General features: G+C 64.3%; 23 protein-coding genes. 8 read left to right on the top strand and 15 right to left on the bottom strand.

Annotation, left to right across the window (positions count from 1 at the left end):
- Nucleotides 1-182: 182 nt before the first annotated feature.
- Nucleotides 183-971 carry a nucleoside triphosphate pyrophosphohydrolase gene (mazG, locus tag NTCA1_RS03015; RefSeq protein ID WP_159828100.1) on the top strand — a complete coding sequence of 263 codons (789 nt, stop codon included), beginning with the start codon at nucleotides 183-185 and terminating at the stop codon, nucleotides 969-971.
- On the opposite strand, the gene hflX is transcribed toward mazG, so the two are convergent.
- The 7 genes from hflX to dusB form a co-directional block, all read right to left on the bottom strand.
- Entirely contained in the window at nucleotides 948-2,288 is a 1,341-nt protein-coding gene (hflX, locus tag NTCA1_RS03010) for a GTPase HflX (protein ID WP_159828097.1), read from the bottom strand. The two genes, mazG and hflX, sit on opposite strands and share 24 nt — an antisense overlap.
- A gap of 23 nt (nucleotides 2,289-2,311) precedes the next feature.
- Entirely contained in the window at nucleotides 2,312-2,908 is a 597-nt protein-coding gene (hfq, locus tag NTCA1_RS03005) for an RNA chaperone Hfq (RefSeq protein ID WP_086493257.1), read from the bottom strand.
- A gap of 215 nt (nucleotides 2,909-3,123) precedes the next feature.
- On the bottom strand, nucleotides 3,124-4,518 hold the full coding sequence (locus NTCA1_RS03000) for a sigma-54 dependent transcriptional regulator (RefSeq protein WP_086493256.1): 1,395 nt from the start codon (nucleotides 4,516-4,518) through the stop codon (nucleotides 3,124-3,126).
- Between the two features lie 58 nt (nucleotides 4,519-4,576).
- Nucleotides 4,577-6,742, bottom strand: coding sequence for an ATP-binding protein (locus NTCA1_RS02995; protein ID WP_086493284.1), 2,166 nt, complete (start codon nucleotides 6,740-6,742; stop codon nucleotides 4,577-4,579).
- Between the two features lie 111 nt (nucleotides 6,743-6,853).
- Nucleotides 6,854-8,266, bottom strand: coding sequence for a sigma-54 dependent transcriptional regulator (locus NTCA1_RS02990; RefSeq protein ID WP_159828094.1), 1,413 nt, complete (start codon nucleotides 8,264-8,266; stop codon nucleotides 6,854-6,856).
- Entirely contained in the window at nucleotides 8,263-9,390 is a 1,128-nt protein-coding gene (locus tag NTCA1_RS02985; RefSeq protein ID WP_086493254.1) for a nitrogen regulation protein NR(II), read from the bottom strand. The genes NTCA1_RS02990 and NTCA1_RS02985 overlap by 4 nt, the downstream gene beginning before the upstream one ends.
- The gene (gene dusB, locus NTCA1_RS02980) at nucleotides 9,387-10,445 is read right to left on the bottom strand and encodes a tRNA dihydrouridine synthase DusB (protein ID WP_159828091.1); all 1,059 of its coding nucleotides are present in this window, start codon (nucleotides 10,443-10,445) and stop codon (nucleotides 9,387-9,389) included. The genes NTCA1_RS02985 and dusB overlap by 4 nt, the downstream gene beginning before the upstream one ends.
- Before the next feature lie 100 nt (nucleotides 10,446-10,545).
- Here dusB and NTCA1_RS02975 point away from each other — a divergent pair, with 100 nt between their 5' ends.
- Genes NTCA1_RS02975 through NTCA1_RS02965 form a run of 3 tightly spaced genes read left to right on the top strand, consistent with a single transcriptional unit; the run spans nucleotide 10,546 to nucleotide 12,836 of the window.
- Nucleotides 10,546-11,730: a bifunctional 2-C-methyl-D-erythritol 4-phosphate cytidylyltransferase/2-C-methyl-D-erythritol 2,4-cyclodiphosphate synthase gene (locus NTCA1_RS02975; RefSeq protein WP_159828088.1), complete on the top strand. Its 1,185-nt coding sequence runs from the start codon at nucleotides 10,546-10,548 to the stop codon at nucleotides 11,728-11,730.
- Between the two features lie 10 nt (nucleotides 11,731-11,740).
- Nucleotides 11,741-12,307 carry a hypothetical protein gene (locus tag NTCA1_RS02970; protein ID WP_236549059.1) on the top strand — a complete coding sequence of 189 codons (567 nt, stop codon included), beginning with the start codon at nucleotides 11,741-11,743 and terminating at the stop codon, nucleotides 12,305-12,307.
- 1 nt (nucleotide 12,308) lies between these two features.
- Nucleotides 12,309-12,836, top strand: a complete 528-nt coding sequence (locus tag NTCA1_RS02965) for a CinA family protein (RefSeq protein WP_159828085.1) — start codon at nucleotides 12,309-12,311, stop codon at nucleotides 12,834-12,836.
- A 121-nt stretch (nucleotides 12,837-12,957) separates the two neighbouring features.
- Here the strand turns inward: NTCA1_RS02965 and NTCA1_RS02960 are convergent, their stop codons facing one another.
- Together NTCA1_RS02960 and lipA are read right to left on the bottom strand one after the other, a co-directional pair.
- Nucleotides 12,958-13,398: a type II toxin-antitoxin system RatA family toxin gene (locus tag NTCA1_RS02960; protein ID WP_086493250.1), complete on the bottom strand. Its 441-nt coding sequence runs from the start codon at nucleotides 13,396-13,398 to the stop codon at nucleotides 12,958-12,960.
- A gap of 3 nt (nucleotides 13,399-13,401) precedes the next feature.
- A complete protein-coding gene (lipA, locus tag NTCA1_RS02955) occupies nucleotides 13,402-14,358 on the bottom strand; it encodes a lipoyl synthase (RefSeq protein WP_133084282.1) in 957 nt (318 codons plus the stop codon).
- 84 nt (nucleotides 14,359-14,442) lie between these two features.
- On the opposite strand from lipA, the gene NTCA1_RS02950 reads away from it, so the two are divergent.
- The gene (locus NTCA1_RS02950; RefSeq protein WP_159828082.1) at nucleotides 14,443-15,111 is read left to right on the top strand and encodes a carbonic anhydrase; all 669 of its coding nucleotides are present in this window, start codon (nucleotides 14,443-14,445) and stop codon (nucleotides 15,109-15,111) included.
- A 102-nt stretch (nucleotides 15,112-15,213) separates the two neighbouring features.
- Here the strand turns inward: NTCA1_RS02950 and NTCA1_RS02945 are convergent, their stop codons facing one another.
- Nucleotides 15,214-16,569, bottom strand: a complete 1,356-nt coding sequence (locus tag NTCA1_RS02945) for a hypothetical protein (RefSeq protein WP_159828079.1) — start codon at nucleotides 16,567-16,569, stop codon at nucleotides 15,214-15,216.
- Between the two features lie 372 nt (nucleotides 16,570-16,941).
- Here NTCA1_RS02945 and gyrA point away from each other — a divergent pair, with 372 nt between their 5' ends.
- Genes gyrA through trmFO form a run of 3 tightly spaced genes read left to right on the top strand, consistent with a single transcriptional unit; the run spans nucleotide 16,942 to nucleotide 21,448 of the window.
- Nucleotides 16,942-19,707: a DNA gyrase subunit A gene (gene gyrA, locus NTCA1_RS02940; protein ID WP_159828303.1), complete on the top strand. Its 2,766-nt coding sequence runs from the start codon at nucleotides 16,942-16,944 to the stop codon at nucleotides 19,705-19,707.
- Nucleotides 19,704-20,048 (top strand): DUF952 domain-containing protein, encoded by a 345-nt coding sequence (locus NTCA1_RS02935; protein WP_159828076.1) that lies wholly within the window; start codon nucleotides 19,704-19,706, stop codon nucleotides 20,046-20,048. Before gyrA ends, NTCA1_RS02935 begins: the two co-directional genes overlap by 4 nt.
- A gap of 50 nt (nucleotides 20,049-20,098) precedes the next feature.
- Nucleotides 20,099-21,448, top strand: coding sequence for a methylenetetrahydrofolate--tRNA-(uracil(54)-C(5))-methyltransferase (FADH(2)-oxidizing) TrmFO (trmFO, locus tag NTCA1_RS02930; RefSeq protein WP_159828073.1), 1,350 nt, complete (start codon nucleotides 20,099-20,101; stop codon nucleotides 21,446-21,448).
- 129 nt (nucleotides 21,449-21,577) lie between these two features.
- Here the strand turns inward: trmFO and NTCA1_RS02925 are convergent, their stop codons facing one another.
- The 5 genes from NTCA1_RS02925 to NTCA1_RS02905 all read right to left on the bottom strand — a co-directional run bounded on the left by NTCA1_RS02925 (nucleotide 21,578) and on the right by NTCA1_RS02905 (nucleotide 25,922).
- A complete protein-coding gene (locus NTCA1_RS02925) occupies nucleotides 21,578-22,048 on the bottom strand; it encodes a hypothetical protein (RefSeq protein ID WP_159828070.1) in 471 nt (156 codons plus the stop codon).
- Nucleotides 22,049-22,131: 83 nt separating this feature from the next.
- Nucleotides 22,132-22,812, bottom strand: a complete 681-nt coding sequence (locus tag NTCA1_RS02920) for a hypothetical protein (RefSeq protein ID WP_159828067.1) — start codon at nucleotides 22,810-22,812, stop codon at nucleotides 22,132-22,134.
- Nucleotides 22,813-22,952: 140 nt separating this feature from the next.
- Complete coding sequence (locus tag NTCA1_RS02915; protein WP_086493242.1) at nucleotides 22,953-24,314, bottom strand: pyruvate dehydrogenase complex E1 component subunit beta; 1,362 nt, start codon at nucleotides 24,312-24,314, stop codon at nucleotides 22,953-22,955.
- Complete coding sequence (pdhA, locus tag NTCA1_RS02910) at nucleotides 24,314-25,399, bottom strand: pyruvate dehydrogenase (acetyl-transferring) E1 component subunit alpha (protein WP_086493241.1); 1,086 nt, start codon at nucleotides 25,397-25,399, stop codon at nucleotides 24,314-24,316. The genes NTCA1_RS02915 and pdhA overlap by 1 nt, the downstream gene beginning before the upstream one ends.
- 196 nt (nucleotides 25,400-25,595) lie before the next feature.
- Nucleotides 25,596-25,922 carry a septum formation initiator family protein gene (locus tag NTCA1_RS02905; protein WP_086493240.1) on the bottom strand — a complete coding sequence of 109 codons (327 nt, stop codon included), beginning with the start codon at nucleotides 25,920-25,922 and terminating at the stop codon, nucleotides 25,596-25,598.
- Nucleotides 25,923-26,064 lie beyond the last annotated feature (142 nt).

Genomic DNA, 26,064 nt, shown 5'->3' with positions numbered 1-26,064 from the left:
GCGAAAACGGCCATTGAGGGGGCCCACTGCGGGGCAGCGGGTCCGGGCGCACTATCGCTGGACCTGCGCACCAGCAGGGTCAGCGCTGCGCAAGGTCGCAGGGCTACGCGCTGCCCCTGCTGCATCCGAGGGTGACATCTCTAACTGGCGGGAATAGGTGTCTTCTCTAAATAGCAGGAACAATGACCACAGTTCGCCATCAGCAACTCGATCGTCTTCTGTCCATCATGGCGCGGCTGCGCGATCCCGTTTCCGGTTGCGAATGGGATATCGCGCAGAACTTCGCGTCGATCGCGCCTTACACGATCGAGGAAGCCTACGAAGTAGCAGACGCGATCGCGCGCGAGGATCTGGTCAGCCTGCGTGACGAACTGGGAGACCTGCTCCTCCAAGTCGTGTTCCATGCCCGCATGGCCGAAGAAGACGGTCATTTCGCATTCGGCGACGTAGCCGAAGCGATCTCCAACAAGCTGGAAGCCCGCCACCCTCACATCTTCGGCGATGACACCACTACCGATGCCCAGACCGAGCGGTGGGAGAAGGTCAAGGCCGACGAACGACGCGCCAAGGGCGAAACGAGCGCCGTTGACGGTGTGGCGATTTCACTGCCAGCCCTGATGCGTGCCGAAAAGCTCCAGAAGCGTGCTGCACAGGTCGGTTTCGACTGGCCCGATCCGAGCGGCGCCGCCGAAAAGGTGCGCGAGGAAATGCAGGAACTGGCGGAGGCAACGGAAGCCGAAAAGCTGGAAGAAGCCGGCGACCTGCTGTTCGCAGCGGTCAATCTTGTGCGCCTCAATGGAATTGCGCCTGAGGATGCCTTGCGTGCAGCCAATGCCAAGTTCGAACGCCGTTTCCGCGCCATGGAAGCCTTCGCTGCGCACGACGGCAGGAAGTTTGACGGCCTCCCGCTCGAAGAGCAGGAGGCCTATTGGCAGGCGGTTAAGGCCTCAGAGCGCGCTGAAACGGCCTAGTTCGCGTTCGGCGAGCCGGACCTGAAGCCGCAGCAAAGGCCCCTCCTCGCCCTCGCCCGCATCTTCTTCCGAGAGAACTTCGCCGCGCGCGTGCAGGAAGGCGATGCGCTGGCCGTCAGCCGCCGGAATCACGAAAGTGTAGACCTTGGCGCCCTCAGTCAGTGTGGCACCGACGGTTTCCAGCAGGAAATCGCAGCCCATGCCGGTTCGCGCCGAAGCGGGCACGATGATCTCGTCCGAGCGCTGCGCCATGGCTTCGCGCATCTCTTCGGCCTGCGTCGGATTGAGCAGGTCCCACTTGTTCCAGACCTCGATGATCGGGATCGAACGAGCGGCATCCTGATCATCGGTTTCGTCATCCGCATCGCCGATGACACCGAGGTCCGCCAGCACTTCCAGAACCTGTCGCTTCTGCGATTCGGTGTCGGGATTGGCGATGTCGCGGACGTGGAGGATGACGTCGGCCGCATTCACTTCCTCCAGCGTCGCCCGGAATGCGGCGACGAGCTGGGTCGGAAGATCGGAAATGAAGCCCACGGTGTCTGAAAGGATCGCCTTTTCGACCGCAGGCAGGCGAATGGCACGCATGGTCGGATCGAGCGTGGCGAAAAGCAGATCTTCCGCCATGACTTCCGCGCCGGTCAAACGGTTAAAAAGCGTCGATTTTCCGGCATTCGTGTAGCCCACAAGGGCGACGATAGGCCAAGGCGCCTTCTCGCGGCGATCGCGGTGCAGGCCGCGGGTGCGGCGGACCTGCTCCAGCTCGCGCCGGATCTTGGCCATCCGGTCGCGGATCATGCGGCGATCCGCCTCGATCTGCGTTTCACCCGGACCGCCCAGGAAGCCGAAGCCGCCGCGCTGACGCTCAAGGTGGGTCCAGCTGCGCACGAGGCGGCCCGCCTGGTAGTCCAGATGCGCGAGTTCGACCTGCAGGCGGCCCTCGACGGTCGCTGCGCGTTCGCCGAAGATTTCGAGGATCAGCCCGGTACGGTCGATGACCTTGCGCTTGAGCTTTTCCTCAAGATTGCGCTGCTGGATAGCCGACAGCGAGCCGTCGACGATGATCAGCTCGGCCTCGTTAAGCTCGCAGGCTACGGAGATGTTCTGGATCTGGCCTTCGCCGAAGAGCGTGCCCGCCCTTGGTTCACGGATCGGTATCGCCACGGCTTCCGCCACGACGAGACCAATTGCCAGTGCAAGGCCCCTGGCCTCTTCGAGACGCGCTTCGGGATCGAGATCCCCTCTCCCACGCATCTGCGGATAGACGACGAGGGCACGCGCACCGCGCGTGACCTCGCCCTTGAGTTCGTCGTTCAAATCAGTTCAGCTTCCGAATGGTCTCAGTCTTCGGCTTCTTCATGCGCCTGAAGATCGACCGGAGTCACGGGCTGAATCGTCGAAACGGCATGCTTGTAGGCAAGCTGGACGTAGCCTTCGCGCTCCAGCAGCATGCAGAACAGGTCGTAAGCGGCGACGCGGCCCTGAAGCATCACACCGTTGATCAGGAACATGGTTACCTGAACGCCTGCGTTGCGGATGCTGGAAAGGAACACGTCCTGCAGCACGCGCGTCTTCTTGCCATTGTCAGCACCGCTCGAGAACTGGCGCGCATCGACCGGGGTCGAAGGCATGATCGTCGAGATCGCGTGCTTGTAGACGAGTTGCGACTGGCCGTCGCGGCGCAGAAGAATGGAGAAATTGTCGAACCAGGTAACGATGCCCTGCAGCTTCACGCCCTTGACCAGGAACATGGTCACCGGCGTCTTGTTCTTGCGCAGCAGGTTGAGGAACTGGTCCTGAAGGTTCTGCCCCTTCCCTGCCGAAGTTCCGGCGGAGATCGGCGGCGGCGCCACTGCACCAGCGGCGGGTGCTTCGGCTTCGGTTTCGGCCTCGGGGGACGTGGTTCGCGGACGAGCGGTCAGCGTACGGCCGGCCATATCATTTCTCCTTCTTTTTGGCGGCCGCTTTGCGGTCCGCGATCTGGCCTTCGGAACTTCCCGAGACCGTTCTCGAATCGGAATCTACCGACTTGCTGCAGTGCAGTAAACGCGAAAAATGTAGCATTCTTGTGACAGGTTCGCAAAAAGCGAAAATCCTGCCGCTCGATAACGCTTTTTAATGATATGGAAAACCTCGATTTTCCCGGGATTCGTCAGGCTGGTTCCTCACCTTCATCGCCTTCGCGGCGGTCGGCCATGCCCAGCAGCTTGAGCTTGCGATGAAGCGCCGAGCGTTCCATGCCGATGAAGGACGCCGTCTTCGAAATATTCCCGGAGAAGCGGCGGATCTGCACCCGCAAGTACTCACGCTCGAAACTCTCCCGCGCTTCACGCAAGGGCGCGCTCATCATCACCGTGACGCCGGTGTCGCCATTGCCGCGGCTGTTGAAGATTTCCGGCGGCAGCATGTCGGCCTCGATACGGGCGAGCTTCTCGCGCGGGGCCATGATCACCGTGCGCTCGACGACATTGCGAAGCTGGCGCACGTTGCCCGGCCACTCATAAGCCTGAAGCGCCGTCATGGCTTCCGCGCTCACTTGCGGCGGCGAAACGCCCTGCTCGTTGGCATAACGCGCGAAGAAATGATCGATAAGCGCCGGAATGTCGTCGCGCCGCTCGCGAAGCGCGGGGATCGTCACGGGAACGACGTTGAGGCGGTAGAACAGGTCCTCGCGAAAACGCCGCTCTGCGATCTCCTTTTCGAGATCTCGCGAAGTCGACGAGACGACGCGCACGTCGACGCGGATCTGGCGCGTGCCGCCGACGCGGACGAAAGCCTGGTCCGTTAATACACGCAGGATGCGGGCCTGCGTCGAAAGCGGCATGTCCGCCACTTCGTCGAAATAGAGCGTGCCGCTGTCCGCAGTCTCCAGCAATCCTGGCCGGATCAGCGCGCCGTCCGATTCCTCGCCGAAAAGTTCCTGCTCGAAGCGCTCGGGCGTGATCCGCGCGGAATTGACGCTGACGAAGGCGTTCCCGGCACGCGGGCTCCAGGCGTGCAGCAGACGCGCGGCAACTTCCTTGCCGGACCCTGCCGGGCCGGTGATGAGCAGGCGGCTTCCGGTATTGGCCACGCGCTTGAGCGTCGCGCGAACCTGGTTGATCGCCCCGCTCGATCCCGTGAATTCCTCTCCGGTAGAGAAATCATGGCGAAGCTGGGCGTTCTCACGGCGAAGGCGCTCGGTTTCCGTAGCGCGACCGACGAGGTGGAGCAACTTTTCGGCCTCGAACGGTTTTTCGATGAAGTCCACGGCGCCGCGGCTGATCGCGGCAACTGCCGTATCGATGTTGCCGTGGCCGGAGAAGATGATCACCGGCAATTCGGGTTCACGCGCCTTGATCGCATCCAGCACTTCCAACCCGTCCATCGGGCTGCCGTGAAGCCACACATCCAGCAGCACCAGCGACGGGCGGCGGGCATCGATCGCGGCAAGCGCGGCCTCGCTGTCTCCGGCGGTGCGGCATTCGTAGCCTTCGTCGCTCAGGACGCCTGCGACCAGTTCACGGATGTCGCGTTCGTCGTCGACGATCAGGATTTCGAGAGCCATGACTTTGTCTTCTTGGTGAGGGTGTTGGACAGGGAAAGCAGGTTGCGACGGGCCGGCATCATTCGGCGGCCTCCTGCTTGCGGGCATGGGCTAGCGGATCAGTAGCGAAGCGCATGGTTACGGTAGTGCCGCCGCCGGGGGTCGGCATGAACAGCATTTCGCCGCCGTGTTCCTCGATGATCTTGTTGACGATGGCGAGGCCGAGCCCGGTGCCCTTTTCACGCGTGGTGACGTAGGGCTCGATGATCCGCTCGCGATCCTGCGAAAGACCGATTCCGTTATCGGCTATGCTGACGAGGATCGCCTCGGGAAGCGCTTCCACCGCGACGGCGATCGTGCCGCGATAGTCGGCATCGGCTTCCTTGGCTTTTGCCTCGATCGCTTCGACGGCGTTCTTGAGCACGTTCGTCATCGCCTGCCCGTATTGATGACGATCGCAGTCGATCGCGCCGATTGCCGGATCGCTTTCGAAGCGGAAACCGATATCCGGCCGCGCCACTTCCTGCAGGAACAGCGCCTGCCGCGTGAGCGCAACCGGGTCTTCCGAACGGAACACAGGCTTGGGCAGCCGTGCGAAGGAGGAGAACTCGTCGACCATCTTGCGCAGTTCGCCGACCTGGCGGATGATCGTGCGGGTCAGGTCCTCGAACAGTTCAGGGTTGTCCACGATCTGCTTGCGATAGCGGCGGCTGAGGCGTTCGGTGGCAAGCTGGATCGGCGTCAGCGGGTTCTTGATCTCGTGCGCGATACGGCGCGCCACGTCGGACCAGGCAGCGGTGCGCTGGTCGAGAAGCTGACGCGTGATATCCTCGAAAGTGATGACATAGCCGGTCGCGTCGCGGCTCACCTTGACGGCGAAAGTCAGCAGATCCCCGCTGCGGTTGTATTGCACCAGGCCGCCAGAGCTGCCCTGATCGATCAGGGCCGCAAGCTGCGGTGCAAGATCTTCCAGCGGCATATCCTCGGGAAGTTCGGCTCTTACCGTCAGCAACTTCTGCGCCGTGCTGTTCATCAGCAGGATGCGCCCCGCCGTATCCAGCGAGATGATGCCGGAGGTCACCGATTCCAGCACGGCTTCGATGAAGACGCGGCGCTCGTGAAGCTGGCGGTTGGCGCCGAGCAGCGCCTGGGTCTGCTTCTCGATCTGCGCGGTCATGCGGTTGAAGGCGCGGTTGAGCAGGCCGATCTCGTCGGCGCCCGTCCGCCCTTCGATCCGCAGCGCGAAATTGCCGCTGCCGACCCGGCGCGCCGCATCGACCAGTTCGTAGAGCGGCTTGACCTGCCGGTCAGCGAAACGCAGCGCGAACCATACCGCCAGCCCAACGAGCGCCAGTGAGGCGATGAACAGCGCGACGTTGAACCGCAATTGCAGAACGCGCGCGCGATTGGTCAGCACTTCATAGGCCTGGACGATGTTCTCGGCGCGCTGACCCTGGCTGAGCGCAAGCAGATCCGAACTGCGCGCGGCATAGAGGTAGACGCCCGCGTCGTTATCGATCGGCACGACCGCCACGATGCGGTCGTTGTTCGAGGTGACCACCAGTTGGTCGCCCTTTTTAAGGCTGTCCTCCATTTGAGGCGTGATCCGCTTGTCCTCGGTCTTGCCTTCGGGATCGACGATGATCGGCGTTCGCTGGGTCCCGTCGCTGGCTATCTGGATAATGGCCGCGACGGACAGGTTTCGCCGGTAGACCTGATCTGCGAAGAAACGCGTGAAACGCTCGCTCGCCACCGGGTTTTCGGAAAGGACCTTTTTCGTGTCCACGGCCATGGACGCCGATTCGTAGCCCACGTCGCGCTGCGTCTGCTCGTAGTATCCCCGCGCCAGCTTGTTGGCGTTTTCGAGCAGTCCGCGAGAGGAATCGGAAAACCAGAACTCGACGCCGGACTGGAACAACCACGAGGCAAACACCACCACCAGCAGGGTCGGCACCGCGGCAATCAGCGAGAAGATGAACACCAGGCGGACGTGCATCTGGCCGGTGCCGCCGATATTCTCCGCCGCCCGTCGCAAGGCCATGCGGCGGCCGAGCAGGACCAGGATTGCCATCGCGGGAACCAGCGTGCCGACCAGCAGCGTCGCGGTGAGGTTCGAGGGCAGGAGCTGCCCCTTGTCGCGCGAGTTGACCGCGATCCAGGTGATTGTGGTCATGATCAGGAAGGCCGCGATCGAAAGCACTTCCATGATCGCGAAGAAATTCGCGCGGCGTGCAGCAACCTGCATGCGCCGCCACCAGCGCGGCCAGGCGCGTTTGTGGACCAATGTCTCGCTCATCGTTGCACCGTTACAACGCCCGTGTTGCCACTTTGCAAGAGTAAATCCATCAAGACCGGATCATGATCGACGAGTGAATTCCTCGGGATCGAGCGCCAGTTCGCTCAGGCGCTTGCGCAAGGTGTTGCGATTTATCCCGAGAGCCTGCGCGGCCCTCAGCTGATTTCCGCCCGTTTCCCTCAGCACTTCGGCGAAGAGAGGCCGTTCGAATGCGGCCGCCGCGGCCTGATAGATCGTGCCGCTGGCAGGACGCTCCTCCGCCAGCCACCGCATGACCGCCTGCGACAGATCGCCGCTGGCTTCCTCCGATGACGCCGGAGCAGTCTCCACCGCCAGCAGGGGCAGGATGCTATCCGGGTCGATCGCATCTTCCCGCGCCAGAAGGGCGAGGCGGTAAATGAAGTTCTTCAGTTCGCGCACGTTCCCGCGCCATGGCTGTCGACTCAGGAGATCGGCCGCTTCGGCGGTCAGTTGGCGGCGGGGGAGCCCTTCATTGGCGGCAAGCTGAAGGAAATGCCGGGCCAGCACCTCGATATCGTCGCGCCGGTCCCGCAGCGGCGGCATATGGATCGGCACGACGTTGAGGCGATAATAGAGATCTTCACGGAACCGTCCGGCGGCGATTTCCGGTTCGAGGTCCTTGTTGGTCGCGGCAATGATGCGCACGTCCAGCCTGATCTCGTCGCGTCCACCCACCCGGCGCACGGTGCCGGACTGGAGCGCGCGCAGTAGACGGGTCTGCGCCTGCATCGGCATGTCGCCGATCTCGTCGAGGAACAGGGTCCCACCGGCGGCCTGCTCGAATTTGCCCAGATGGCGGGCGACGGCGCCGGTGAAGGCACCCTTCTCGTGCCCGAACAGTTCGCTTTCGATAAGGTCCGCTGGGATCGCGGCCGTGTTCACGGCGATGAAAGGCCCCGTCCGCCGATGGCCGAGATCGTGGACCGCTTCCGCCACCAGCTCCTTGCCGGTGCCCGATTCGCCCAGGATCAGCACGGTCAGGTCGTTGCGCAGGACGCGCGTGATCATGCGGAACACGGTCTGCATCGCCGTACTGCGCCCGACCAGCGGCAGGCCATCACCCAGCGGTTCCTCGCCGCCGAGATCGACACCCTGCCCCGCGCCTGCCGCCTGGCGCACCGTCCGGGCCAGCTCGTCGATATCGAAAGGCTTGGGAAAATACTCGAAGGCGCCGGTATCGGTCGCCCGTACCGCAGTATCGAGCGTGTTCTGGGCCGACAGGATGACGATCGGCAAAGCCGGATGCCGTGCCCGCACACGGTCGATCGTCTCGATCCCGTCGCCGTCCGGCAGCATCACGTCGGTCACGAGGGCCTGATAAGCGCCCTCGCCCAGCAGCCGGTCACGCTCCGCGATCGACTGGCAGTGAACGACGCTGAACCCCTCGGCTTCCAGGGCAGCGGTAATGACGATGGCGATGGAGAGATCGTCTTCGACAAGCAGCACGCTCACGCCGCCGGTCTCCTTCTGGATGTACGGCCGCGGGTTTCGCGCGCCAGCGGCAGGTGGACACGGAAGTGCGTAAGGCCGCCCTCCTCGTCCCGCTCATGGGTGATGCGCCCGTTCATGTCCCGCACGAGCTTGCGAACGAGCGGAAGGCCAAGGCCCTGCCCCGATTTCTTGGTGGTGACGAAAGGCTCGAAGATATGATCGCGCATGGCGGGATCGACGCCAGGGCCGTTGTCCGTCACGCGCAGTTCGACCGGAAGCCTCACCGGCTCGCCCGAATCGCTCGTATGGAGCTGAAGCCCGCTGGCGAAGCGCGTACGGATCGAAACGCGCGGCGCTTCCTCGCTGCCACACGCCTCAAGAGCGTTAGCGATGAGGTTGATGATGACCTGAACGAGCGCATCGGGGCTGCCCAGGACCGAGGGGAGCGAGGGATCGAATTCCTCGACCAGTTTGGCGCGGGGCGGTGCTTCGCCATTCGCGGCCGAGAGCACGTCGAGCGCGCGGCGCGCGGCCTCGTGGAGATTGCAGGCCTCGACCGGCGCTGTGGTGCGGCGGCTCAGCTTCTGCATCTGGTCGATCAGGTTGGCGATCCGGTCCACTTCCAGCGTGATCAGCTCGGTCAGGGCCCGGTCCTTGTCCTCGACCTTGCGCGCAAGCAACTGCGCCGCGCCGCGAATACCGGCGAGCGGGTTCTTGATCTCGTGCGCCATGATCTCGGGGCCGCGTAGCACCGCGTTATCGGGGCCCCCGGAATCGTCACCGAGCGCTTCGGTAGCGGTATTGTCGTGGATCGTCAGCACCTGCCAGCCCGGTGTGTCCGCAACAGGCGCGACATTGATGTCGAGGCGGCGCACACCCTTGCCCTTGAGCGTGACCATCACTTCGCGGGCCGAAACGGGCGTTTCGTAGTCGTCGAGCCGGTTACGCAGGCGCCGGTCGGAGAAGCTCAGGATGTCCTGCAAGGGCGTGCCGACCAGCAGGCGCAAGGACTGGCCGAAGAACTGCTCGGCCGCGGGATTGAGCGAGGCGATGCGGAGGCCAGGTTCCAGCAACACGACCGCCTGCGGCAGGCTCGCGATCAGGCGCGAGGCTGCAGGAAGGGCCGTGTGCGGCGCAAGGCTCATGCAGCCTGACGGTCTGCCGATGCGGGCGCGTTGCCCTCTGCCTCGGAACCGCCGTCGCGATAGGGCGCGTAGAATTCCGCCAGCGAGCGCAGCACGTCCTCTGCGTTGTCGACGAAGTTCACGCGATTGCGGAACTCGGCCGAGCCCTTGATGCCCTTGACGTACCAGCCCAGGTGCTTGCGGGCCATCTTGACACCGGTATCGCGGCCGTAGTGCGAGATCATGTCCTCGTAATGCTCGCGGATGATCTCGTATTGCTGGCCGAAGTCCGGTTCCGCCATCAGGCCGTTGCCGCGCCACCACTGCATGACCTTGGCGAGAATCCAGGGCTTTCCGTAAGCGCCGCGCCCGATCATCAGACCATCGGCGCCGGACTGCTCCAGCGCACTGGCGGCATCTTCGATATCCAGGATGTCTCCGTTGACGATCACCGGGATCGAGACCGCGTCCTTGACCCCGCGCACGAAGGCCCAGTCGGCCGAGCCCTTGTACATCTGGTTGCGAGTGCGGCCATGAACGGTGATCATCTGCGCGCCGAGATCCTCGGCAATGCGGGCGAGTTCGGGCGCATTGAGGCTGTCGTGGCACCAGCCCATGCGCATCTTGACGGTGACCGGCACTCTCACCGCCTTCACCGTCGCCTCGATCAGGCGGGTGGCCAGCGGCACGTCGCGCATCAGCGCGGAGCCCGCATCGCCGTTCACGACCTTGCGGACCGGGCAGCCCATGTTGATGTCGATGATCGCGGCGCCGCGATCCTCTACCAGCTTCGCAGCCTCGGCCATCTGCTCCGGCTCGCAGCCGACCAGCTGCATGGACACCGGATCCTCGATCTGGTCCCACATGGCCTTCTGGATCGATACGCGCGTTTCGCGAATTGCGGCAGGGCTGGCGATCATCTCGGTGACGTTGAGGCCGGAACCGAAGCCACGCACCATCCGGCGGAACGGCAGGTCCGACACGCCCGTCATCGGCGCCAGCACGACCGGACAGTCGATCGTGACGGGACCGACCTGGATCGGCTTCAGAGCCGGAGGAGTGGGCAGAGTCTTCATTGCGCGAACCGATAATTGCCTAAGAAACGAGATGTGCCTAAAAAACAGGCAGCGCATAGTGGATTGCCCTCGTCTCGGCAAGCGATTACCGGCAACGACAATGTCGCAAGACCTGTCAGAAACGCGCCCGCGTCCCGCCCGCACCCCATCCGCCGCCGCCATCGTGGTGGCAGCAGGCAAGGGACTGCGCGCCGGTCAGCCCATTCCCAAGCAGTTCGCGTCCTGGCGCGGCAAGCCTGTCGTCCGCCATTCGGTCGAGGCACTGGCCCGGGCCGGGATCGCCCCGATCCTGGTGGTCATTCCGCAAGGCGCGGAAGAGATCGCGGCCGCTGCGCTTGCGGGCATCGCGGGCGTCCAGTTCACGAACGGCGGCGAAACGCGGCAGGAATCGGTCAGGCTGGGACTGGAAGTGCTGGTCAGCACGACGCCGGATCTCGTACTGATCCACGATGCTGCCCGCCCCATGCTTCCAGCCCTTGTGATCGACCGCCTGCTCGCAGCGCTCTCCGTTCGCGAGGGTGCGATTCCGGTGCTGCCTGTAGCGGACAGCCTGGCCCATGCGGAGCGGAAGGCGGGCGCCGAAGTGATGGGCGCGCCTGCGAGGCGGGAGGATCTTCGCCGGGTCCAGACACCCCAGGCCTTTCGCTTTGCCGAAATCCTTGCCGCTCACCGCGCCTGGGACGGCGCGACCAATGCCGGAGACGACGCCCAGGTGGCCCGGGCCGCCGGAATGGAAATCGCGCTCGTCGAAGGAGACGAAGCCTTGCACAAGCTGACTTATGCCTCGGATTTCAGCCCTGCTGCCCCGCCGATCCGGGTGGGCACCGGCTATGACGTCCACCGCCTTGAGGAAGGCGAGGAGCTCTGGCTCTGCGGCGTGAGGATCGAGCATACCCACGGTCTTTCCGGCCACAGCGACGCGGACGTCGCCATTCACGCGCTCGTCGATGCCATGCTCGGCGCAGTCGGCAAGGGGGACATCGGCCAGCACTTCCCGCCGAGCGACTTGCGCTGGAAAGGCGCCTCGTCGGACCAGTTCCTGGTCCACGCCGGCAAGCTCATCGACGAGGCTGGCTATGCGCTGGGCAATGCCGATATCACGATCATCTGCGAGGCCCCCAAGATCGGCCCGCACCGGGAAGCCATGCGCCTGCGCCTCGCGGAGATTCTAGGCGTGGATCCCTCGCTGATCAGCGTGAAGGCAACCACGACCGAAAAGCTGGGTTTCACCGGCAGGGCAGAAGGAATCGCCTGTCAGGCCGCCGTCAGCCTGGCAAGGATCTGAGGAGACGAGAATGCCCGTTTTCATGCCCACCCTGCGCAAGACCATCGGCCTCACCCTCGCCTCGGCGCTGGCCGTGCTGCCCGGCGTCGCCAGCGCTCAGCAGTCCTGCCTGACCAAGGCGGAGGCTCGGTCGCTGTTCGGATATGCGCTGCCGCAAGTCATTTCCGGCACCAGCAAGCGCTGTGCGCAAGTCCTGCCCAGCGATTCGTTCCTGCGGACCCATGGCGCAGAGCTTGTCAGCCGCTATGCCTCGCAGAAGGCCCGCTACTGGCCGGAGGCCAAGGCCGCATTCCTGAAACTCGGTCAGAGCAAGGACGCGCAAGTCGGCCAGTTCGCGCGCAACCTGCCCGACGAATCGCTCCGCCCGCTGGTGGACATCACCGTGGAAGGGCTGGTTTCCCAAGAACTTCCGCTGAAGTCCTGCGACAAGGTCGACCTTGCGCTCGACCTGCTCAGCCCTCTCCCGCCCGAGAATACCGCAGGCCTGATCGCGCTGCTCATCGAAGCGACCTCCAAGGCCGATGAAGTCGCCCCGGGCAAGGCGAAGCTCGGCGGCTTCACTCTCTGCAAGGACTGACATGCCCGACAACATTCTCTTCCCGCAGGACCTCTACGACCTTGCCGCAAGGGTGATTGCCGAGAACAAGGCAATCGGGCGTAAAGTGGCGCTGGCGGAAAGCTGCACGGGCGGACTCGTCTGCGCGGCACTGACCGAAGTGGCGGGATCGTCCGCCGTACTCGACCGCGGTTTCGTGACGTATTCGAACGAATCCAAGCAGGAACTGCTCGGCGTTCCTTCGGACATCATCGACACGCTCGGCGCGGTTTCACCCGCAACGGCCTGGGCCATGGCCCAGGGCGCGATCGCGCATAGCCGCGCCGACGTCGCCGTGGCGATCAGCGGTATTGCCGGGCCGGATGGCGGCAGCGAACTCAAGCCGGTTGGCACGGTCGTCTTCGCCCGCGCCCATCGCGGCGAGGAGGAAGTCCATGCGGAGCAGAAGCTGATCGCAGGCGCCAACCGCGCGGAAATCCGCCACCATGCGGCGGTAGTTGCGCTTGAGCTGCTGCTGCCGGGAACGGAATTGCCCGCTTACGCGGATTGATCCGGTGATTTGTTGTCCGTCGTCCCGGACTTGATCCGGGACCGCTGGCCTCGCCGCGCCTTGCTCGCGAACGAGCGCCTCAAGATCGATAGCGGTCCCGGATAAAGTCCGGGACGACGGATCAGACCGGCTCGCCGTAAAGCTCGTGCGCGCGCGTCTCGAAAGCCGCGACCATCTTGCGGAACGCCTTGTCGAAATACTGACCGGCCAGCTTCTCGAACAGGGCGTTGCGGAAGCTGAAGCGCACGTCGAATTCGATGTCGCAGCTATGCGCATCCACGGGATGGAAGATCCAGTGGTTGTGCAAGTCCTTCATCGGACCGTCGACATAGTGGACCTTGATCTCGCGTGGGCGGACCTTCTCCACGCGGGAGGTGAACTTCTCGCGCAGCGCCTTGAAGCCTACCAGCATGTCGGCAACCATCTCGGTCTCGCTGTCGGACTTGACGCGGGTGGCGACCACCCAGGGCAGAAATTCCTGGTAACGGCCGACGTCCGCAACAAGATCGAACATCTGCTCGGCGCTGTAGTGCAGCCGCTGGGTCTCGTGAATTCCGGGCATGCGTCAGGCTTTCGGCGCGGCCCCGGGAGCCATCTTGGCAAGCTTCGCTTCACGCGCGGCGCGCATTTCGGCGAAGTCCTTGCCGGCATGATAGCTCGAACGCGTCAGCGGCGAGGATGCGACCTGAAGGAAGCCCTTGGCACGCGCGATGGCGCCGTAAGCGTCGAAGGCCTTGGGCGTGACGAATTCCTTGACCTCGGCATGCTTGGGCGTCGGGCGCAGGTACTGGCCCATGGTCAGGAAATCGATGTCGGCGCAGCGCATGTCGTCCATCACCTGATGGACTTCGAGACGCTCCTCGCCAAGGCCCAGCATCACGCCGGACTTCGTGAAGATCAGCGGATTGTGGGCCTTCACTTCTTCCAGCAGGCGCAACGAGGCATAATAACGCGCACCGGGGCGGATGGTCGGATAGAGCCGGGGAACCGTTTCGAGGTTGTGGTTGTAGACGTCCGGCCCGGCCTCGACGATCGCCTCGACCGCACGGCGCATCTTGCCGCGGAAGTCGGGCGTGAGAATCTCGATCGTGGTCGAAGGCGTGGCCGCGCGCAGGGCCTGGATCACCTTCACGAACTGGTTTGCGCCGCCGTCCGGCAGGTCGTCGCGGTCTACCGAAGTGATGACGATGTGCTCCAGACCCGTCTTCAGCGCCAGTTCGGCGACATGTTCCGGTTCGGAAGGATCGACGCGGCCGGGCATGCCGGTCTTCACATTGCAGAAGGCGCAGGCGCGGGTGCAGGTGTCGCCGAGAATCATCACGGTCGCGTGCTTCTTGGTCCAGCACTCACCGATGTTCGGACAGGCCGCTTCCTCGCACACCGTGTTGAGCTTGAGATCCCGCATCAACTGGCGCGTTTCGCCGTATCCCTTGCTGGTCGGCGCCTTGACGCGGATCCAGTCGGGCTTGCGCTGACGTTCGGGCTTCTGCTCTGGGCTCGGCACGGAGGAAAGATCGTTCATGGCGTCCAGATAGTCGCAAGCGCTGCCGCTTGCCAGTGCGAATATCCTGACTAAGGGTTGCGTGCGTTTCAATGGAGGCAAACCATGACCGATTCCAGCGCCCCGCAATCTGAACAACGCGTCCTCGATAATCTTCTCGAAGGCTACCGTCGCTTCCGTTCCAGCGGATGGAGCCCGAACCGCGAGCGCTGGGAGCGCCTCAGCGAAGGCCAGCAGCCCGAAGTGATGATCGTGGCCTGTTCGGACAGCCGCGTCGATCCCTCGCAGATCTTCGACGTCGATCCCGGCGAAATCTTCGTGGTTCGCAACGTCGCCGCCCTCGTCCCCCCCTTCGAGACCACGCCCGGCCATCACGGCGTCTCCGCCGCACTGGAATTCGCGGTGCAGGTCCTGAAGGTCAAGGAAGTCGTGGTCATGGGCCACGGCATGTGCGGTGGCTGCAAGGCCGCGCTCACCCAGGAACTGCACGGCGCCGAACCCGGACAGGGCGGCTTCATCGCCGACTGGATCTCGATGTTGGACGAAGCCCGCGCCCCCGTCGCTGCGGAATTCGGCACGAGCGGCCGTCCCGCCGAGCGCCAGATGGAGCAGGCGGCAGTCCGCGTCAGCCTTGAGAACCTGATGACCTTCCCGTGCGTGCGCAGCAAGGTGAAGAACGGCGACCTCAAGCTGCGCGGCGCATTCTTCGCCATTTCCGATGGTCAGCTGCACCTGATGGACGAAACCACCGGCGAATTCGCACCGGCTTCCTGACGTCGCAAGGCCGGAGCGACGCCAACGCTCCGGTCCGTCCCTCACACAAGAAAAGGGCGGCGGGTTTCCCCGCCGCCCTTTCTATTTCAGGCTCCCGAAAGCTCAGGTAGCAGGCGTGCCCTTGCTGAGCGCATAGGCGGCCCAGAGCTTGGCGACGGGCGCGCGCGTACCGGTGACCTTGGCGAGCGTCGCCTGGGCATCGGCGGACTTGCCCTGCATCGCCTGGGCCATGCCGAGGCGCAAGTTGGCCTTGTTGGCATCGACACCCGGCTTGCCGAGGGCCGCCTTGTAAAGCGTTTCCGCCTTGGCGAACTCGTCGTAGCTCAAGAAGACGTCGGCGGCACCGGTCACCTGCGCGGCGGTGGCGGCAGGCTTCATGGCATCACGCTCGGTGGCGGGCAGCGAGGCCTTGTCGGCCGAGACGCGGCCGGCGCTGTTCGCGCGGTCCGGGCCGACTTCGGCCTGGGTCAGCAGGTTCTTGCTGAGGCCCTGGTCCATGATCTTGACCGCTTCACCCGGGAAAGCGCGCGGATCGACGTTCTGGAGATATTCCAGATAATCGCGCTTGTCCTTCATCGCGCCAGTGACGTTCATCAGGCGCATGAGATCGAGGTTCTCGGCGTTCTGGAGCGAGGCCAGCTGGCGCACGATCGAAATCGAGATGTTCCAGGTCGCCGGGCTCGGATAGTACTGGGCAAGCATCGCGGCATATTCGGTCGACGGCGCCAGCTGCTTGGCGTCGTAGGAAGCCTGAAGCGCGCTGCGGATCGAGGTTTCGGCGGGCTTGGTGCCGTTGGCCTTGGCGGCTTCCAGTTCCTTCTGGACCATTGCCAGCGCCGCCTGCGGGTTGTTCGACCGCTTGTACGAGTCGGCCAGCAGCGGCTGGATCATGTTCTGGGTGTCGCGATAGCCGCCGTCGAACGACTGCTGCAGGTAGCGCGCAGCCACGTCGTACTTCTCGCTCTGATAGGCGGTGACACCGGCGAGGTACTGAACCTGGCCCAGCGATTCAGGGCTGGTCTGGCCGCTGTCGAGCATCATGACGAGACCCTTGTGCTGCATGGCCGGGTCATTCATCAGAACGCCGACGTTGCGGGTCATCTCGCCCTGCTTCAGCTTGTCGAACGGCTGGGTGGCCTGGGCTTCCGCAGTCTGAAGCTGCGCGAGAACGCCGCCCATCGCGGCATCCACTTCGGCGCGGGCAGCCTGCTTCTCGGCATCGGTCTTGGCGGCCTGGGCCTTCTGCGAAGCGGCCTGGACCGCGGCATTGGCCTTGGCATCCGCGATCGCCTTGTCGACCGGAGCGGCAACGGCGGCATATTCCTTGGAGAACGAAGCCTTGGCGGGCGCCTTCTCCTTTTCTTTGGCGACGACCATCGTCGGCGCCGCCGCGGCAGCGATTCCGCCGGTCATGGCAACGGCCAGGGCGATACGGGAAATCAGGAACTTGCGAGCCATTCAGGCCACTCCTCATCAAAACAGGTGGGAGACACGCGCGAACGCGTGACTCCCGGAATTCGGTGTTGCCGGTGTGGCGGCGAAACGCCGGCTTGGCAACCTCGACCCGGCATTAGGATTGCGCCACTTAACGCTGTTTGAATGCAATTCGCCGCAGCCTTCCGGGTTCCTTCCCGCACGCAGGCCTCACGCAAGCCATCGCACCAGAGCGGCAGGCCGCCTCCCTTCGACCCATAAGTGTGGAAAAATCCACGCAAGGCCTTCGCAGCCTCATCGGATCGTGTGGCTTTCCCCCGGCGCATGTCCTAGGGCGATCCATCACCCTTTGTCCCGCAGCAACGAACGATCCAGCGCGTGAGCGACGACACCGACATGAACGGCCCCGAGCACATCGGTCCCGAAGGCGAATATACCCGCATCGACATCGTCGATGAGATGAAGACGAGCTACCTCGATTACGCGATGAGCGTGATCGTGAGCCGCGCCCTGCCCGACGTGCGCGACGGCCTCAAGCCGGTCCACCGCCGCATTCTCTATGCCTGCCAGGAAGCGGGCTACGTCGCCGGTCGTCCCTACCGCAAGTCGAGCCGCATCGTCGGCGACGTCATGGGTAAGTATCACCCCCATGGCGACAGCGCGATCTACGATGCCCTGGCGCGCCTGACGCAGCCGTGGTCCATGCGCCTGCCGCTGATCGACGGCCAGGGCAACTTCGGTTCGATGGACCCCGATCCGCCGGCCGCCATGCGTTACACGGAAGCCCGCCTCGACAAGGTGGCGAACGAGCTTCTGTCGGACATCGACAAGAATACCGTCGATTTCGCGGACAACTACGACGGCTCCGAAAGCGAGCCGACCGTGCTTCCCGCGCGCTTCCCGAACCTGCTGGTCAACGGCGCGGGCGGCATTGCCGTCGGCATGGCCACCAATATTCCGCCCCACAACCTGGGCGAAGTGATCGACGGCTGCCTTGCCATGATCGAGAACCCGGCCATCACGGTCGAGGAACTGATCCAGATCATCCCGGCACCCGATTTCCCCACCGGTCCGCTGATCCTCGGCCAGGGCGGCGCGCGCAACGCCTACATGACGGGCCGCGGCTCGATCATCATGCGCTGCCGCCACGAGATCGAGGAAGGACGCGGAGACCGCCGCTCGATCGTCCTCACCTCGATTCCCTACCAGGTCGGCAAGTCCAACCTCGTCGAGAAGATCGCCGAAGCCGCCAAGGAAAAGCGGATCGAAGGCATCTCGGACATCCGTGACGAATCGAACCGCGAAGGCGTGCGCGTCGTCGTGGATCTCAAGCGCGATGCCACGCCGGAAGTCGTGCTGAACCAGATCTGGCGCAACACGCCCGCCCAGTCGAACTTCGCCGCAAACATGCTAGCGATCCGGGGCGGCCGTCCCGAGACGATGAGCCTGCGGGACATCATCCAGGCCTTCATCCAGTTCCGCGAAGAGGTCATCACCCGCCGCACCAAGTTCGAACTGAACAAGGCGCGCGACCGGGCCCATATCTTGCTCGGCCTCGTCGTGGCGGTCTCGAACCTCGACGAAGTGGTGAAGATCATCCGCGGCGCGCCGAACCCGGCCGAAGCCCGCGCACGACTGATCGCCAAGGAATGGCCGATCGGGGACATCGCGCCCTATATCCGCCTGGTCGAGGCGATCGAGCCCGACGCCGAACAGGAAGGCGGCACCTATCGCCTTTCCGAGGTCCAGGTGAAGGCCATTCTCGACTTGCGCCTGCATCGCCTGACGGCGCTGGGCCGCGACGAGATCGGCGACGAGCTCAAGCAGCTTGCCGCCGCGATCGAGGAATATCTCTCGATCCTGTCCGACCGCGTGAAGCTCTACGGCGTCATGCGCGAGGAACTCGTGGTCGTGCGCGAACTCTACGCCACGCCGCGCGTCTCGCAGCTCACCGGCGCCGCCGAAGGCATTGAGGACGAAGACCTCATCGAACGCGAGGACATGGTCGTCACGGTGACCATGGACGGCTACATCAAGCGCACGCCGCTCTCCACCTTCCGCGCGCAGGCACGCGGCGGCAAGGGCCGCGCGGGCATGGCGACGAAGGACGAGGACGTCGTCACCACGATGTTCGTCACCTCCACGCACAATCCGGTGCTGTTCTTCTCCACCGCCGGGAAGGTCTATCGCCTCAAGGTCTACAAGCTGCCCGAAGGCGGCCCGACCACGCGTGGCCGCCCGATCGTCAACCTCCTGCCCTCGCTGGACAAGGACGAGACGATCCAGACCGTTCTCGCGCTTCCCGAAGACGAGAAGGAATGGAGCAAGCTCTCGGTCGTCTTCGCGACGGCGAAGGGCAATGTCCGCCGCAACTCGATGGATGCCTTCGCGAACATTCCTTCGAACGGCAAGTTCGCGATGAAGTTCGACGAGGACAGCGAGGATCGCCTGATCGGCGTCGCGCTGCTCAGCCATTCGGACGACGTCCTGCTGGCAAGCCGCCAGGGCAAGGCCATCCGCTTCGCCGGCGATCTCGTTCGCGAATTCGCAAGCCGCACCTCCACCGGCGTCAAGGCGATGAGCCTGAAGGACGGCGACGAGGTCATCTCGCTGTCGATCCTGCACCGCGTGGGCGTGACGGATCAGGACGAGCGCGACGCCTATCTCCGCTTCGCGCCCTGGAAGGGCGAGAAGGACGGAGAAAATCCGCTGGATGACGATCGCTTCGCGTACCTCGCGGAGAAGGAGCAGTTCATTCTCACGGTCTGCGCCAACGGTTACGGCAAGCTGTCCTCGGCCTACGAGTACCGCCGCACCGGCCGCGGCGGCCAGGGCATCACCAATATCGACAACATCGGCCGTAACGGTCCGGTCGTCGCCAGCTTCCCGGCCACCCGCGCCGACCAGCTTATGCTGGTGACCGACCAGGCCAAGCTGATTCGCCTGCCCCTCGAATCGCTGCGCGTAATCGGTCGCGGCTCGGCGGGCGTGCGCCTTTTCAACGTCTCGAACAACGAACACGTTGTCAGCGCCGTGCGCCTCGATGAGCCTGCCGAAGAAGAAGAAGAAGCCGAAATCGTCGCCGTTGAAGGCGAAGCGCCTGCCGCTCCGTCGGTAGATGCGTCTTCAGACGAAACCGGCTCGCCGGACGGCGAAGCATGAGCGATAGCGTCGCCTACAAGATCCTGACCGGAGAGCAGCTGCAAACGCTGCTCTCCGACGGGACTTTCAATGGAGCGCCGATCGATCTGGCCGATGGCTATATCCACATGTCCACTGCCGATCAGGCCCAGGAGACGCTGGACAAGCATTTCGCGGGTCAGACCGGCCTCGGCATCGCCGCCGTGGACCTGACGGCCCTGGGCGAATCGGTGAAGTGGGAAGTCTCGCGCGGCGGCGCGCTGTTCCCGCATATCTACGCGGATCTGCCGCTCTCGGCGGTGATCGCACACGGCCCGGTCGAACGGGATCTCACTGGAAAGCTGATCCTGCCGGGCGCTTAGGCTCGGCGCACCCTTCCCTGACGGCCCGCAAAGGTCTAGGCGCTGGCGCCATGACTCAAGACGTCCATATCATCGGCGGCGGCCTTGCCGGCAGCGAAGCCGCCTGGCAGCTCGGTCGGCGCGGTTTTCGCGTTCGCCTCTCGGAAATGCGGGGAACCGGCGAACGCAGCCCGGCCCACCAGGGCGACGGGCTCGCCGAGCTGGTCTGCTCCAACTCCTTCCGCTCCGACGACCATGAAAAGAATGCAGTCGGCCTGCTGCACGAGGAAATGCGCCGCTGCGATTCGCTGATCATGGCGGCGGCGGCCAAGGCGCAGGTGCCTGCCGGTTCTGCCTTGGCCGTGGACCGTGACGTCTTCTCAGCCGAAGTGGAGGCGCGCCTTTCCGCACTTCCCAACGTGGAAATAGTGCGCGAACGCGTGGACACGCTTCCCGATAACGGCACCACCATCGTCGCCACCGGCCCGCTGACCGCCGAGGCGCTGGCAGGGAGCATCGGACAGGCGACCGGCGCCGACAGCCTTGCCTTCTTCGATGCCATCGCCCCCATCGTCTACCGCGAAAGCATCGACATGGATGTCTGCTGGATGGCCTCGCGCTGGGACAAGGGCGAAACCAAGGACTACATCAACTGCCCGATGGACAAGGAGCAGTACCTTGCCTTCCATCAGGCCCTCCTCGACGGCGAAAAGACCGCCTTCAAGGAATGGGAATCGAACACCCCCTACTTCGACGGTTGCATGCCGATCGAGGTCATGGCCGAACGCGGCGTCGAAACGCTGCGCTTCGGGCCGATGAAGCCGGTGGGCCTCGACAATCCGCATTGGGCGACCGAGGAGCATCCCAAGGGCCGCTGGGCCTATGCGGTCGTGCAGCTGCGGCAGGACAACAAGCTCGGCACCCTGTGGAACATGGTCGGCTTCCAGACCAAGCTGAAGCATGCCGAGCAGGTGCGCCTGTTCCGCACCATTCCCGGCCTCGAGAATGCCGAATTCGCGCGGCTCGGCGGACTGCACCGCAACACCTTCATCAACTCACCGGTGCTGCTGGACCGCCAGCTTCGCCTCAAGAGCGCGCCCCATGTCCGTTTCGCCGGGCAGATCACCGGCTGCGAAGGCTATGTCGAAAGCGCTGCCGTCGGCCTGATGGCAGGCCTGATGACGGCCACGCAACTCGCCGGCCGCGACTGGCAGGCACCCCCGCGCACGACCGCGCTGGGCGCCCTGCTCTCGCACATCACCGGGGATGCCGAGGCCGAGAGCTATCAGCCGATGAACGTCAACTTCGGCCTTTTCCCGCCGCTTCACGACGTCAAGAAGAAGCAGCGCAAGGAAGCCTATACCGAGCGCGCCAAGCAGGAAATCGCGCCCTGGCTGGAAGGCCTGACGCCTGCGGGTTGAGTCGTCCCGGACTTGATCCGGGACCGGTATCGGTCTTTAGGCGCGACCTAACGCAGGCACCCGTTGCGCTTTACCGAGAACTTGCGTCTCAAGTTTTGCCAGCGGTCCCGGATCAAGTCCGGGACGACGTTACTTGCAAATGCACTTCGGCTTGGGCTTTTCCCGGCCTGGAGGTGACGCGGTCTTGCGGAACTCCGCAGGCGTAAGCGACTGATCGCCGTTGCCATCGGCGCCCTCGAACTTCGTGACCGTCGCCACGGCCCACTCCTCGAACGTCAGCAGGTTGTTCCCGTCCTTGTCGAGCTTGCGGAAGGCATCGACGCGCGTGGAAAGCATCTCGTTGCGGGTGATCCGCCCGTCCCGATCCCGGTCGTAGCGCCCGAACCGTCGCTGCTCGCGCGTCTGCTCGGTCGCCTCGGGCAGCTCGGGTCCTTCGATATCGGAGAAATCCGCGCTCGGCACGTCCTGTGGATCAGGCAAGCTGACGGCGGCCGGCGGCAGCGGCGGAGCCTTTTCCACTTCGGCCCGCCCCTGCCACCAGAACAGGCCGATCGAGAGCATCACCATTGCCGTGACGCCGCCGAGGATGAACCGCTGCATCGACAGTCTCCCTGAGTTCGCGCGCGGCTTATCTCCTCAGCCCGGCGCCTCAGGGAAATTACATGTCTGTTATCGAGGCTAACTTAGCGCCCGAGCAAGCCGATGCGCATGGCCTTCAGCACCGTCCGCGCGGAGCCTTGCCCGCCGCTGGCGAGATTGTCCCGTGCCAGCCCCTCCAGAACTGCCAAGGCACGCAGCGCCCGGGACACCCGGACGGGGCGGGCCTGCTCCGCTTGCGCGAGCCGCCGCACGACAACGCTTTCACCGGGATGGTTGAGCTTGGTCGCAAGATCCGCCAGCGCCCAGCGACGCCCCAGCGCGCGCGCAGCCTCCGCCTCGGCCTCACGCCCCAGCGCCGCCGCCAGTCCGGCGAAGGCGGCAGCACGGCCGTCCACCATCTCTTCCAGCGCTTCCGGTGCCAGCGGCGCCTCTCCGGTCAAGGCCTCCCAGCCATCGACCAGGGCGACGAGCGCGCGGTGCCCGCCGTTCCAACTGCGCAGGGCGGCGAGCAGCGGCTCGCCCTCCGGCCATTCGGCTGCGTCGCGTTCCAGCGTTTCGCGCCACCAGGCCAAGCGGATCTGCGCCATCATCGGCTCGCGCGAGTGGCGCAGCAGCCCGGCAAGCCGCTGGTCCAGCGCCAGCAGCGCCAGCGTCTGCAGGCGTGCGGATGGCGGCGCATAGGCCAGCGCAAGCCGCATGGTCTGCGGCAAGGCCGGCAGAAGCAGGTCTTCGGGACGGCTCTCAGGGGATGATGGCTCGGACACGCGGTCTCTCTAGCCCGCAAGGACGATCACGCAAGCCCGGAAACATCGGCCTTGAACAGAGCGCGCAACGCAAGACGGCGGCGGAGCTTTCGCGCCGCCGCCGTCCAGACTTTTCAGCTCTTACGCCAGATCCAAAGATCTTAGCGGTAGCAGACCTTGCGAACTGCCTCGACGATGCGCGGCGTGTCGATCAGCGCCGCCTTTTCGAGGTTGGCCGCGTAAGGCAGCGGCACGTCTTCGTTGCAGACGCGCACGACCGGGGCATCGAGGTTGTCGAAGCCTTCTTCCATGCAGATCGCGATGATCTCGGAAGCGATCGAGCAGACCGGGAAGCCTTCTTCCGCCACGACCATGCGGTTGGTCTTGGCGAGGCTGGCCAGCACCGTTTCCTTGTCGAGCGGGCGCAGGGTGCGAAGGTCGATGACTTCGGCTTCGATGCCTTCACCGGCCAGTTGCTCGGCGGCTTCGAGCGCGAGGCCGACGCCGATCGAGTAGGACACGATGGTCACGTCCTTGCCTTCGCGCATGATCCGCGCCTTGCCGATCGGCAGGACGTGATCGTCGAGTTCGGGCAGTTCGAAGGTACGGCCGTAGACCAGCTCGTTTTCAAGGAACACGACCGGATCTTCGCTGCGGATCGCCGCCTTGAGCAGGCCCTTGGCATCCGAAGCGTCATAGGGCGCGATCACGACGAGACCCGGCACGTTTGCGTACCACGGGCCGTAGTTCTGCGAGTGCTGCGCGCCGACGCGGGCCGCTGCGCCGTTCGGGCCGCGGAACACGATCGGGCAGCGCATCTGGCCGCCGGACATGTAGTTGGTCTTGGCCGCCGAGTTGATGATGTGGTCGATCGCCTGCATGGCGAAGTTGAACGTCATGAACTCGATGATCGGACGCAGGCCGCCCATGGCGGCGCCGGTGCCGATACCGGCAAAGCCGTACTCGGTGATCGGGGTGTCGATCACGCGCTGCGGACCGAATTCCTCGAGAAGGCCCTGGGTCACCTTGTAGGCGCCCTGGTACTCGGCGACTTCCTCGCCCATCACGAAGACGCGCGGATCGCGGCGCATTTCTTCGGCCATCGCATCGCGCAGGGCTTCGCGGACGGTCGAGGTCTTCATGTTGGTGCCGAAGGGAACTTCGGGGTCCTTCTTCGCGACCGGAGCAGGTGCTTCGGGGCGAGCAGCAGCCGGAGCGGCTTCGGCAGCGGGTGCAGCCTCGGCCTTCGGCGCCGAAGCCGATACGGCCGACGCGTCTTCGCCTTCACCGGCGAGCACGGCGATCACCGTGCCGACCTTCACGCCCTCGGTGCCTTCGGCCACGAGGATCTTGCCGACAGTACCTTCGTCGACGGCTTCGAATTCCATCGTCGCCTTGTCGGTCTCGATTTCGGCGAGGATGTCGCCGGACGAGACTTCGTCGCCTTCCTTCACCAGCCAGCGGGCAAGCTTGCCCTCTTCCATCGTCGGAGAGAGCGCCGGCATCTTCAGTTCGATCGCCATCAGTAGCGCTCCACCAGGACGTCAGTATAGAGTTCAGAGAGATCGGGCTCGGGCGAGCTTTCGGCGAAGTCGGCCGATTCCGCGACTTGCGCACGGACGCGCTTATCGATTTCCTTCAGCGCGGCTTCGTCCACGCCAAGGGCGACGAGATCCTGCTTCACGTGCTCGATCGGATCGCGCTTCTCGCGAACGTCCTGCACTTCCTCGCGGCTGCGATACTTAGCGGGGTCGGACATGGAGTGGCCGCGATAACGGTAGGTGTTCAGTTCCATGAGAACCGGACCGTTGCCCGCGCGGACATATTCCAGCGCCACTTCGGCAGCCTTGCGGACTTCGAGCACGTCCATGCCGTCGACCTGCATGCCGGGGATGCGGAATGCGGTGCCGCGGCGATAGAAGTGCGTCTCGGCCGAGCCGCGCTTCACGGCAGTGCCCATGGCGTAGCCGTTGTTCTCGATCACGAAGATGATCGGCAGCTTCCAGAGAGCCGCCATGTTGAAGCTCTCGTAGACCTGGCCCTGGTTGGCCGCGCCGTCACCGAAGTAGGCCATCGCGACGCCGCCGTCTTCACGGTACTTGTGCGCGAAGGCGAGACCGGCACCGAGCGAGACCTGTGCGCCCACGATACCGTGACCGCCGTAGAACTTGTGCTCGACGCTGAACATATGCATCGAGCCGCCCTTGCCGCGCGAGATACCGGCTTCGCGGCCGGTCAGCTCGGCCATGATCACCTTCGGATCGATACCGTAGGCAAGCATGTGGCCGTGGTCGCGATAGCCGGTGATGACCGAGTCGCGGTTGGAATCGAGCGCGGACTGAAGGCCCACGGCAACGGCTTCCTGGCCGATGTAGAGATGGCAGAAACCGCCGATCAGGCCCAGGCCGTAAAGCTGGCCTGCGCGCTCCTCGAAGCGGCGGATGAGGACCATCTGCTCGTAGAGATTGAGAAGTTCTTCCTTGTTCGGCGTGTAGCGCCGATCGGCCGCGAGCTTCTCCTGGAGGCTGTGCAGCGCGAAGTCTTCGTCCTGTGCCGGTACTACGGCTGGCTCAGCGCCGGACCCGGCGTCAGTCTTTGCTTTGGGCAACGGGACTCCCCATCGTTGGTGCGATTGATTTCGGGCCGCTTATAGGACGCCCAGCGGAAATCGAAAGCGCGATGAAGGAAATTTGCCGCAGGTGGCACAAAAATTATGGCCACCCGCAACAGAGTGGCCACAATTGGACGAAAGTTCAGCCATATCGGATCGGTTTGGCGGGCACGCGACGTGCCCGGCCAGCGGCTCACTTGTCGAGCATCATCACCATTTCGTCGGGACGAACAACGTTGAGATTGCTGCGCAGCAACTCACCCGCAAGATCGGGATCGACATGGTTCTGATCGAGCAGTCCGACGCGGTTCTTCAGGTGATCGCGCGTGACGCGAAGTTCGGCCAGCTTGGTGCGGCGCTCTTCCAGCTGGTGCTGGTTCTCGGTCCAGGCAATCAACCCGCTGGGGCCGGCGATCACGAAAGCACCCATCAGCAGGAGCAGCGCAAGCGCGATGCCCTGGACCAGGCGTTCCTTGGCAAGGCTGGCGTCCTGACGCATGACGGGAGAGTTCGACCTCATGAAAGCGATAGAATCACATGTGATTCCGCGTTGCAAGATAAAACGATAACCGATTCGCCCAGTTGCGGAACAGGTCATGACAGAACCTGTCATCGCAATCCCGGGCATATTGGTGTTGATAACTTCGGGACAGATCTAACGG

The sequence above is a fragment of the Novosphingobium sp. TCA1 genome (assembly GCF_009811895.1).
Lineage (GTDB): Bacteria > Pseudomonadota > Alphaproteobacteria > Sphingomonadales > Sphingomonadaceae > Novosphingobium > Novosphingobium panipatense_A.
Note: the sequence above shows the minus strand (reverse complement) of the source record. Positions and strands in the feature narration are given on the sequence as shown.